12 protein-coding genes are annotated in these 10,394 nt (G+C 45.6%); 7 read left to right on the forward strand and 5 right to left on the reverse strand.

Translation table 11 applies throughout. The features are described from left to right. Window positions 1-103: 103 nt before the first annotated feature. The 3 genes from LAY41_RS31745 to LAY41_RS31755 form a co-directional block, all read right to left on the reverse strand. Window positions 104-1,516 carry an FAD/NAD(P)-binding protein gene (locus LAY41_RS31745; protein WP_249106659.1) on the reverse strand — a complete coding sequence of 471 codons (1,413 nt, stop codon included), beginning with the start codon at window positions 1,514-1,516 and terminating at the stop codon, window positions 104-106. Between the two features lie 13 nt (window positions 1,517-1,529). After that, entirely contained in the window at window positions 1,530-2,084 is a 555-nt protein-coding gene (locus LAY41_RS31750) for a cysteine dioxygenase (protein WP_249106660.1), read from the reverse strand. A 138-nt stretch (window positions 2,085-2,222) separates the two neighbouring features. Continuing rightward, window positions 2,223-2,867: a response regulator gene (locus LAY41_RS31755; protein WP_249069966.1), complete on the reverse strand. Its 645-nt coding sequence runs from the start codon at window positions 2,865-2,867 to the stop codon at window positions 2,223-2,225. A 309-nt stretch (window positions 2,868-3,176) separates the two neighbouring features. Between LAY41_RS31755 and LAY41_RS31760 the strand changes: the two genes are divergently transcribed. Further along, window positions 3,177-3,545: a response regulator transcription factor gene (locus tag LAY41_RS31760; RefSeq protein WP_249106662.1), complete on the forward strand. Its 369-nt coding sequence runs from the start codon at window positions 3,177-3,179 to the stop codon at window positions 3,543-3,545. A 117-nt stretch (window positions 3,546-3,662) separates the two neighbouring features. Continuing rightward, the gene (locus tag LAY41_RS31765) at window positions 3,663-4,277 is read left to right on the forward strand and encodes a GUN4 domain-containing protein (protein WP_249106664.1); all 615 of its coding nucleotides are present in this window, start codon (window positions 3,663-3,665) and stop codon (window positions 4,275-4,277) included. Between the two features lie 88 nt (window positions 4,278-4,365). On the opposite strand, the gene cysK is transcribed toward LAY41_RS31765, so the two are convergent. Continuing rightward, the gene (gene cysK / locus LAY41_RS31770) at window positions 4,366-5,328 is read right to left on the reverse strand and encodes a cysteine synthase A (RefSeq protein ID WP_249106665.1); all 963 of its coding nucleotides are present in this window, start codon (window positions 5,326-5,328) and stop codon (window positions 4,366-4,368) included. A gap of 614 nt (window positions 5,329-5,942) precedes the next feature. On the opposite strand from cysK, the gene rsgA reads away from it, so the two are divergent. Then, complete coding sequence (gene rsgA, locus LAY41_RS31775) at window positions 5,943-7,004, forward strand: ribosome small subunit-dependent GTPase A (protein ID WP_249106669.1); 1,062 nt, start codon at window positions 5,943-5,945, stop codon at window positions 7,002-7,004. Window positions 7,005-7,136: 132 nt separating this feature from the next. Here the strand turns inward: rsgA and LAY41_RS31780 are convergent, their stop codons facing one another. Next, on the reverse strand, window positions 7,137-7,340 hold the full coding sequence (locus tag LAY41_RS31780; protein WP_420839130.1) for an RNA-binding S4 domain-containing protein: 204 nt from the start codon (window positions 7,338-7,340) through the stop codon (window positions 7,137-7,139). A gap of 146 nt (window positions 7,341-7,486) precedes the next feature. On the opposite strand from LAY41_RS31780, the gene LAY41_RS31785 reads away from it, so the two are divergent. The 4 genes from LAY41_RS31785 to LAY41_RS31800 all read left to right on the forward strand — a co-directional run. After that, window positions 7,487-9,226: a metallophosphoesterase family protein gene (locus LAY41_RS31785; RefSeq protein WP_420840367.1), complete on the forward strand. Its 1,740-nt coding sequence runs from the start codon at window positions 7,487-7,489 to the stop codon at window positions 9,224-9,226. Between the two features lie 14 nt (window positions 9,227-9,240). Further along, window positions 9,241-9,690, forward strand: coding sequence for a DoxX family protein (locus LAY41_RS31790; RefSeq protein WP_249106671.1), 450 nt, complete (start codon window positions 9,241-9,243; stop codon window positions 9,688-9,690). A gap of 54 nt (window positions 9,691-9,744) precedes the next feature. Beyond that, the gene (locus LAY41_RS31795; protein WP_249106673.1) at window positions 9,745-10,140 is read left to right on the forward strand and encodes an MBL fold metallo-hydrolase; all 396 of its coding nucleotides are present in this window, start codon (window positions 9,745-9,747) and stop codon (window positions 10,138-10,140) included. Between the two features lie 43 nt (window positions 10,141-10,183). Then, a partial coding sequence (locus LAY41_RS31800; RefSeq protein WP_249106675.1) for a transposase family protein occupies window positions 10,184-10,394 on the forward strand: 211 nt, incomplete at its 3' end.

A 10,394-nucleotide genomic window follows, 5' to 3' on the forward strand; every position in this document is an offset into this window, starting at 1 on the left:
CGGTTAGGGCAACTCCAACTCTTACCTCTGGTTCATAATCCCTTACGGAGTAAGCTTTTCCCTCTTCCCTCTTCCCTAGCCCCTAGCCCCTAGCCCCTAGTCCCTAGCTATAATTCCTCGATCGCAATAACTCTTGAGCTAACTCTTGAGCTTGCACCCGAATTTCGGGAACAGCAGTAGTCTCCCAAAGGCGTCCTTGTCGAGGTGGCCCCAGAGTATATAAAATTTGGGAAACCACACCATCAACATCCAGTAAAGCGCCATTGGGGGAAACATCCAAACCGATCGCCAAAGCATCGGAACGAATGAAACCGTGCGATCGCAAATTTTGGATGAGCGGATGTCCAAATTTTCGATAATCGCACTCCGTACCAGTGCTGTTAATTACCCGCGCCACCCGCACTACCTCAATGTCTGTAGTATGCCGCTTGCGAATCGCCACATCTACCGCCTCATCATCTTCATCGTAAGCTTGAATGCGACCTGCATGAACTACCATTTGCTCTGAGTGCAGCATTTCGGCAACAATATCGGCAACTCCCGGCGAAACGCGGTGACGATGCACTTCCCAGTAAATGCGAACGTGGCGTAGAAAGCGTCGCTGTTCCTCTAGAGGCAGTTGCTGCCAGAGTTGCTGAGTGATAGGACGCAGCGAGTCTAGCACAGCACGCCAGTCATAACCGCGAGCGATCGCATTCTTGACTTCCTCACGCACTAAACGAACTAAACTCCGAATAGCTTTCGGCGCTCCTTCAACGCTGAGAAAAGCTGGGTAAGGCGTGGTAAACTTGTGGGGATAAGGCAGCAGCCCGTGACGGGAGACTACGTGAATCGCACCTGCGTGACCTTGTTCTTTCAAAGCTACAGCCAAATCCAGCATCGTCAACCCCGATCCGATCAACAAAACTGCGTCATTCGGGTCTATGTCGCTAAGCGCATGAGGAGACCAAGGGTAACTTACGTAGCGCAAACTGGTATAAAAAGATTTATCCTGAATGGCTGGGTCGGTAGGCGGGAAATTTCCCAAAGCGAGAACAATCTTGTCTGCGCGTAGCGTTTGACCAGTGCTTAAGGACACAGTTGCACCATTGGCATCTGGTGAAATTGATACAGCTTCGTTTTTGATCCGCTCCAGTTGCACATTCTCTTTTGCAGCAGCTTCCGCCTCATCCAAGACAGCTTGAACGTATTCGCCGTAAATCTTGCGAGGCACAAAAGTATCTGGCTTTACGACTGATGGCATCAGGTTACCCCGACTTTGTTCTTCTTTTTGTACCCAACGCAGAAAGTGTTCGGGATCGTCGGGAAAAGCGCTCATTTTGGCAGCGGGAACGTTAAGTAAATGGCAACCATACTTAGTTCCATAAGCTACTCCTCGTCCGAAAGTGGGTCTGCGTTCGATCAGTTTAATGTTGAGGGGAAAAGTGGCATTTATGAGCAGATGAGCGGCAACGATCGACCCGCTGAAGCCACCTCCAATAATAGCAATTGAGATCGGCAAGTTATTTTTAGTCAAGGATTTCTATCAATTACTGTTCTAGGGTATATTGGAGAGCAACGCGATCGACCTGACCGGAGTTAGGACAGTATACATTGATACTGCTAAGCGGGTGCGCGTAGACGTGCAGGGTAACCAGCTTTTCATCCGAGGTATTCGCCAGCTGGTGAATGCGATCGCGATCGACCGATGCTAACTCACCCCTGACCAGCTGTTCCTCCGACCCAACTCGCACCAATTGTTCTGTCGATGACCTTTTATCGTAAACTTCAAACAGCCGTGCTGTCAGCGTACCGCTTCTAACGCGAGTCACGTTCAAAGCTCCCGCATGATCGTGAATTGTGGTAAACTGACCTGGATGCCAGCTCAGCACCAGCATATCAAACCGGGATGTCCGACAAAGCAGCTTTCGCGCATAAGTCTTGTCGGAAAACGTGATATGTTGTCTGAGTAAGGTATCGTTCAAGTCTAGCTGTGCCACTAAATCTTGCAGCTGCTCCAAGTTGAGATCCTGCGGTGCTATACGCATCATCTCCAAAATGAAGTCGTCGAGAGTGAGCCGTTTAGTCAAAAGATTTACGGACATACCACCACCGATGTTAGATATTGTTCATAGTATGCTTCTCAAAAAGCAAGCGAATTGAATTCGCTGCTACACAACCTAATTTCAGCGAGTGAAATTTGTCAACCGCAGATTCACGGACTTAATATATTGTATTTAAAGTTAATTAGCTGGGGAAGGCAGAAAAGAATTAGCAAAAATAGCCACCTGAGTGCGATCGCGTAAATTCAACCGATGTAAAATACTCGTGACGTGGTTTTTCACCGTCTTCTCAGAAATGTAAAGCGTTTGTGCAATCTCCCGGTTGCTTGCACCAGTCGCAATCAACTTTAAAATTTCCTGCTCACGAGGCGTCAGTTCACTCCAACCAGGCGGAGGGCTGGGAGATTTCGTAGGCAGTTGTGCCATAATCTTCTTAGCCAAACCCGGCCCTAAATGAGTATAGCCCTTATATACCACTCGAATAGCCTGGGCGATCTCTTCCGGTGGCGTATCCTTAAGCAAATACCCAGCAGCTCCGTAACGCAACGCTTTGGCTACATACTCATCATCGTCATCAATAGTCAACACCAGTACCTTCGTCTGCGGAAAACGCTGGCAAATTTCCCTAGTCGCCGCCACCCCATCCATCACAGGCATCCGAATATCCATAAGTACGACATCCGGTTGCAACAGTTCCACTTGAGAAATAGCAGCTTTGCCGTTATCCGCCTCTCCCACTACCTCAATGGAATCCTCATACCTTAGCAATTCGCTTAACCCCCGACGGATCAGGCTCTGATCGTCAACTAACAAAATACGAATCATAATCGGAACCGGGAATTAAAAACTTATACACCATTGGCAATGAGAATGTCAAGGTTTCGCTCAAAACATTGACGAGAAGAATCAGTACAAGATATGTACGAGCTGCCGTCAGAGAGCTAATCACAAGGTTTTAGACAACCAAAAATCGAGGTTGTTGCGATCGGGCGATGCCAAATCACCAATCCCAAGCCGCTCTAGGACTAAAGTCCCAGATCGATTCAGGACTTGCGCCTCATGTAGCCTCTCTATACTAATTCTAAGATGGAGCTATGAGAAACAAACTGATTCTATAACAGAAAACAAATTTATATGGGTACGATTCTAGTTGTAGAAGACAGCACCGCACAACGGCAGATGATAACAGAGTTCCTTGAAGGCAAAGACTTTCAAGTAACAACCGCCAGAAATGGCGTAGAAGCCTTAGAGCGGATACTTGATTCTTCGCCGGATGTGGTACTACTGGATGTTCTCTTGCCTAAGATGAATGGTTACGAGGTCTGCCGTCGTATAAAAAAAACACCAAAGACGCAGGACATCCCAGTAATTATGTGTTCGGCAAAAACTACAGAAGTCGATCGCTATTGGGGAATGAAGGTGGGTGCGGATGCTTACATTGGCAAACCGTTTAAGCAAACAGAACTGATTGATGCGATCGAACAGCTGACCCGAGAGAATTAGGATGCTTTAGGTATTTTCGCATCCTATGCTGTTTAATTGCTTTTAGATTTTCGCAACCGCTGTCAAAATGACGATTGTTTGTGGTTGCGCGATTTTAGGTAGCTCAAGGTGTGGTAGGTGGTAGATAAATGGGTCAAAATTTTACCCAGCTACCCCCTACCATTTTTCTTTGCTTTGTCATTAGTCATTCATGCCCAATGCCCTTTTGCCCAATGCCCAAAGACTGACAACGGCTACAATTCTTACAGGCAAAAGGTTTTTTGGTGGGCAATGCAATTGTCTGATGTCGATGGTAACTACACTCGCTTGCGTGACTTGCTGGCAGCTGGCAAGTGGAAAGAGGCTGATGAGGAAACGCGATCGGTCATGCTCAAGGCTACCGGACGGGAACATGAAGGCTGGCTAAATGAGGATGGTATGAGCAAATTATCCTGCGCTGACCTACGCACAGTCGATCGCCTTTGGGTCGAGTACTCAAAAGGGCGCTTCGGCTTTAGCGTGCAAAAGCGCATCTATTATGAAGAAATGGGAAGAGATTGGGAAAAAATGGGCGATATCGTCGGTTGGCGCGTCAAAGGAGAATGGTTGAGCATCTCATCGCTCAATTATAGTAGCGATGCCCCCACAGGCCACCTTCCCGGTTGCGGTGCGTGGGTGGCATCTTTAGTATGGGGGCTGTGGTCGCGGAGTGCAGACAATTTTTATACACGCTTGGATATTTGTAACCTCTGACAATCCAAAATCGATTTCTATCTGGTGAAAGTTGTTAGGACAAACGCATCCCATTAGAGCGTTTGTGGAAATGCGTAAGTCCCGACACTTAATTGAGAGCAGCACTTTCAAACAGTTCCAAATCCTTGAACAACGGCGTACTCAGATAGCGTTCGCCATAACTCGGTTGCACCATCACAATCAAACGACCCGCATTCTCTGCACGTTTGCCAACCCGAATCGCCGCCGCTAAAGCCGCCCCAGACGAAATACCCGACAGCAACCCCTCTTCCCTAGCCAATCGGCGACCGTAGTAAATCGCCTCCTCATCCGCAACCGTGACAACTTCGTCAATCAGCTCTACTCGCAGAACTTCCGGGATAAACCCAGCTCCAATCCCTTGAATTTTGTGAGATCCAGGGTGACCTCCAGAGATAACTGCACTGCTGAGAGGTTCAACGGCAACTACCTGAAAACTGGGTTTTCGCTTCTTAATTACCTCAGCTACCCCGGTAAGTGTGCCACCAGTACCAACTCCAGATACCAAAATATCCACTTGCCCATCGGTATCAGTCCATATTTCCTCAGCTGTTGTCTCCCGGTGGATTTGGGGATTGGCTGGGTTGTTAAACTGTTGCGGCATAAAAGCATTGGCAGTCACAGCCGCAATTTCTTCCGCACGCCTAATCGCCCCTTTCATGCCTTCCGACCCCGGCGTCAGTTCCAGTTTGGCACCATAGGCTTTCAGCATATTCTGCCGTTCCTGGCTCATAGTCTCCGGCATAGTCAAAATCAAGCTGTAGCCTTTGGCAGCTGCCACCATCGCCAAGGCAATACCTGTGTTGCCAGAAGTGGGTTCGACTAAAACAGTTTTACCGGGCTCAATCAGTCCAGCTTCCTCAGCTGCTTCGATCATGCTCACACCGATGCGGTCTTTCACCGAAGCCGCTGGGTTCATCCCTTCCAGCTTCACAACAATTCTCGCCAAACATCCTTCCGACTGGGGAACCCGATTGAGTTGAACCAAAGGCGTATGGCCGACCAATTTGGTGATATCCTGAGCAATTCGCATTTTTCGACTCCTTAAAAGCTAAATGTACAGTTCTATACAGATGCGATCGTCTAAAGGCCAACATCTTAACTATACTACGGTTTCCCGATGGGGTTTATGTATTTCATATCGCTTTTTAGATCTGGCTGTGGTACAGAGATCCGGCTCTTTCGGAGTTGCTATGCTTTTGTTCACTTAAGAACATTTTTATTTCTTTTCTCCTCTCCCACTCTCCCCCTCTACTCAAATAGCATAGTAAGTACGGAAGAGCCCCTATCCCAGGCTGTACTTCATGCAACTGAAAACCGCTATATGGGACTCTATGCTGACCAATTTACCGAATTTTCATATACCTTAACTCATTACAAAAGTCAATATTTTGCACAGCTTGCTTTTGATGTAGTATAATGTTACAATAGACCCGATCGGCAAATTGTTGACTAAAATCGATTGACTAACATCAAGGAGTAAGAATTATGACAGAGATTGTCGCCATTAAGACTGCTATCACCCTTCATACACAACACAGCAACCTCACAGAGTTTTTGATTCAATCATCGTGATGCGCGATCTTAATTTACGCAATTCCTCTGTGAGCGTTTTGGCAACTATATGCACACATCGAGGAAACTTCAATGAATTTAGAGTTATTGGGCTGGAATAGTTTTTTTGCCAAAAACTTTGACAGCTATTCTCGACAAGGATATACTGTTGGTCGAGTCGTCCAAGAACAGAAAAACACTTATATTCTCTACACTGAATTTGGAGAAATCTCGGCAGAAGTAACCGGGAAAATGCGCCACCGGGCAGGGGGACGCACAGATTTTCCAGCAGTAGGAGATTGGGTAGTAATTAGTATCATCAACGATGAAGAAAGAGCCGCAATTCATGAGATATTGCCGAGAAAAAGCAAATTTTCTCGAAAAATAGCTGGTGCAAAAACAGATGAGCAAATAATTGCCACCAACATCGATAGGGTATTTTTGGTTTCAGGGTTAGATGGAGATTTCAATATCAGGAGAATCGAGCGCTATTTGATTTTGGTTTGGGAAAGTGGCGCTAATCCAGTCATCATTTTGAACAAGGCCGATTTATGCGATAATGTTGAGGAGATCGGACTTGAAGTAGAAGCAATAGCCTGTGGAGTCCCGATTATTGTCCTGAGTGCGATCGCAAATCAAGGCATCGAAGCCTTGATTCCTTATCTCGGTATTGGACAGACTGTAGCATTAGTGGGATCTTCTGGAGTTGGAAAATCCACAATCGTTAATCAATTAGCTGAAGAAAACATTCAAGCAGTTCAATCAGTACGCCAAACAGATAGTCGAGGTAGGCACACTACAACACATCGAGAATTAATTATCTTGCCTTCTGGCGGTTTGTTAATTGATACTCCGGGAATGCGCGAAATCCAAATCTGGAATGGAAATGATGGTTTTCAGGAAACATTTACCGACATCAATACCCTAGCAAACCAATGTTGCTTCCGTAACTGCCAACACGAAAAAGAACCGGGTTGTGCAGTGCAAAAAGCTCTCTTAGATGGCACCCTTGATGAGCGACGCTTCCAAAACTATCAAAAACTCCAAAATGAGCTTAAATACATGGCGCGAAAACAAGACCAAAAAGCGTATTTAAGTGAGAAGGAAAAATGGAAAAAGATTCATAAAGCCATGAGAAACAATCCCAAACGTTAGCTAAGGGTAGGGGCGAAGCACTTGCGCCTAAATTTTGGGTATTAGCAATAACATAATTCGCAAGTGCTTCGCCCTTCCAATTACTTCTCCTCGTAGGGTACGTTGCAACGCACCCTACACCGCTTAGAAGCTTTAACCGTTCAACCTGACTTGATAAGTTTGTCCAAACGCCGTCACGCGATCGCCCGACACCAATTTCCGTCCTCGCCGGGTTTCAGTCATACCGTTAACTTTCACCCTACCATCTTCAATCAGCAGTTTAGCTTGTCCACCCGTCGGCGCTATACCTACGAACTTTAAAAACTGGTCTAGCTTAATCGTTTCATTTGTCATCATAAATCCTGGATTTACTCCTTTCCGAATATGGAAGACTATCGACTTATTTTCACCATTTCACTTTAATTATGACAAACTTTAATTATTTCCGCACAACGATAAGCTATCTGAACAAAAAACTCAAAGCCAGCTTAGGTGCTGTGTTTATGGTCATAATTTCGTTTATCTTAATAAACGTATCCGTATCCAATCCGCTATTTATGTCCTCTTCACCCCAGCTGCTAACCGATCCATTTTTGCAACTTCCCACCGAAACAGGAGTGCGGGTTGTTTGGTTTACCGAATTTGCTGGTTCCCGCCATACCGTTAACTACGGTGATGACTTAAATCATACTGCTGTCGCAACTACCATTAAGCTAAGTCGGACTCGCGAAGATCGGAACTCAAAAGTAGGTAAACAAACCGAAGATGGCGAAATTTATCAAAAAACCACAATCCGCGATATCTGGCGACACGAGGCAGAAGTCAACGGATTAATTCCAGGTAAACGAGTTCCTTATCGCGTTACCAGCGTGCAGTCAGATGGTCAAACAGTCAGCAGCGATACGTTCACCCTTGCTAGTTCGCCACCAGCAGGAACGCCACTGAAAATTTTACTGACATCTGACCACCAATTAATGCCGATGACGCCTGCAAATTTGCAAAAGGTAGCCGAGACGGTGCAACGGGTGGATGCGGTTTTCGCCGTTGGTGACTTGGTAAATGTTCCCGATCGCGCTTCTGAATGGTTTGACGATCGTCGTGGAGTTGCCTTTTTCCCTTGCCTACAGGGTCGTGCAAGCCACGAAATTAACAAAAACGGCATCAAAACCGTTTACACAGGCGGGCAGCTTATTCAACACGCCCCACTTTTTCCAGCCCTTGGCAACCATGAAGTGATGGGTCGCTTCTCAATGGAAACCGATCTCAAGTCTCAGTTTAGCGATCCATTTCCCCTAGCAGCAGCCGCACAAATTTACGCCCAAAATGCTCAGGAATTGAATCCAAATAATGACCCTAAAGTGAAACAAACTTGGCTGAAAAATAATTCTTTTAATACCGATACATACGAAGAAATTTTTACGCTACCCTCCAGTTCGACCGGGGGTAAAAAATATTATGCACTTACCTTTGGGGATGTGCGGTTGGTGGTAGCATACGTCACCAGTATTTGGCGATCGCCTAGTCTGGCGGCGAATGTTAAGGGAAAATATCGCGAATCTGAAGGAGATTTCCACAACCCAACTGAGTGGGGATACGGACAGCACATCTTTGAGCCCATTAAAAAAGGCAGCACTCAGTACAACTGGCTAGAACAAGAACTCAATAGCCCGGAATTTAAAAAAGCTAAGTACAAAGTCGTAATGTTTCATCACCCACCTCATACACTGGGTGAAAACATTGTTCCTGCTTATACCGACCCAGTGCAAGTAATCGATCGCAATATCAAATCCATCCGCTACGAGTACCCAAAACAAGAAGATTACATCATCCGCGATGTCATACCCCTCCTAGAAGCTGCTAACGTCCAACTGGTTTTTTACGGACATTCCCATTTGTGGAATCGATTTATTAGCAACAGCGGAATGCACTTTTTGGAAAGCTCGAATGTGGGCAATTCTTACGGTGCTTTTATCGGCGATAAGCAGCGCAATAATATTCCCATCGGCTATCAGGAAGATTATGTTGCAACTGGCGATCCGAATGGACTAGAACCAGTAGTACCTACAATCGATCCATTGATAGATGAAAACGGTCAGCCAATGCCTTACATTGCCAGCAACGATATCACTGTTTTCAGCATTTTCGATACCGGAACTGGGACGGTGAGCAGTTATCGCTTTGATATTGCCAAAGGGGGAGAAATTATCAAGTTTGATGAATTTAAATTGAAAGAGTCAACTTAATCTTTCTTCAGAATATGAACCAGAACAGCGGCAACGTGAATAGGTGGAAAGAAATTTACCGCGTCATCCTCTCGATATTTATGGTGACGGTAGGCGTGCTGCACTTTGTCAAGCCTGAACCATTTGTAAAAATCGTGCCGCCGCAACTTCCCTATCCTTTGGAGTTAGTTTACATTAGCGGCTTCTTTGAGATTCTGGGTGGAGTTGGGTTACTGATACCGTTCGTAAGTCCTGCTGCTGCTTGGGGATTGATTGCACTTTTTATTGCCGTTTTCCCTGCCAATATCAACCAAGCGGTCAATAATATTCCGATTGAAGGTATTCCACACAATCAATTACTTTACTGGGCGCGACTTCCCTTTCAAGCAGTTTTAATTGCCTGGGCTTGGTGGTTTACCAGACCGCCAGAACAGCAGCCAGAAACATCTAGTTTCGTTGCTAAAAGCAAAAAATTTGATACTTGAGCGGAACAACAGTGGTATTGTCAAAATAGCTAGCCAAATATCTCAGCAATTTCGATGAAATCACTCCATCGCCCTGACCTATATACTTGGTCATCTTTTGATACCGAACGCAACGTAGATTTCAATAGCGTTGCGTGGATTCGTCCAGAAGGTAATATCCTGATAGATCCCTTACCTTTATCAAATCACGATCGCGATCGCCTCAATTCTTTGGGCGGTGCTGCCTGGATTGTTATTACCAACTCCGATCATATACGCGCAACAAAAGATATAGCTCAACTCACTGGTGCTAAGATAGCAGCTCCCGCTGCGGAAAAAGAAACTTTCCCTATTCCCTGTCAGCGTTGGCTATCTGACGGTGAGGAATTGGTGCCGGGATTGAAAGTTCTTGAACTGCATGGCTCGAAAACTCCGGGTGAGTTAGCGGCTCTTCCGTACTTAGTGTGCTAAAATGTTATAATAGCGCCGAACAATAGTACATTTAGAATCAATTATGAAAAGAATAATGACAAAATTACTAAATTTACCTGGTGTCATGGTAGAAGAGAGCAAAGAAACAGAAGAAACATTAATATTATCGGTAAGAGTTGAGAAAAAAACAGCAGATTGCCCCCGGTGTTGTAAGGGAAGTCATCGGCTTCATCAAAATAAAAGTCATTTGGTAAGAGATTTACCAATGGGAAATAGAGAAGTAATTCTCAAAG

This window comes from Argonema galeatum A003/A1 (genome assembly GCF_023333595.1).
Lineage (GTDB): Bacteria > Cyanobacteriota > Cyanobacteriia > Cyanobacteriales > Aerosakkonemataceae > Argonema > Argonema galeatum.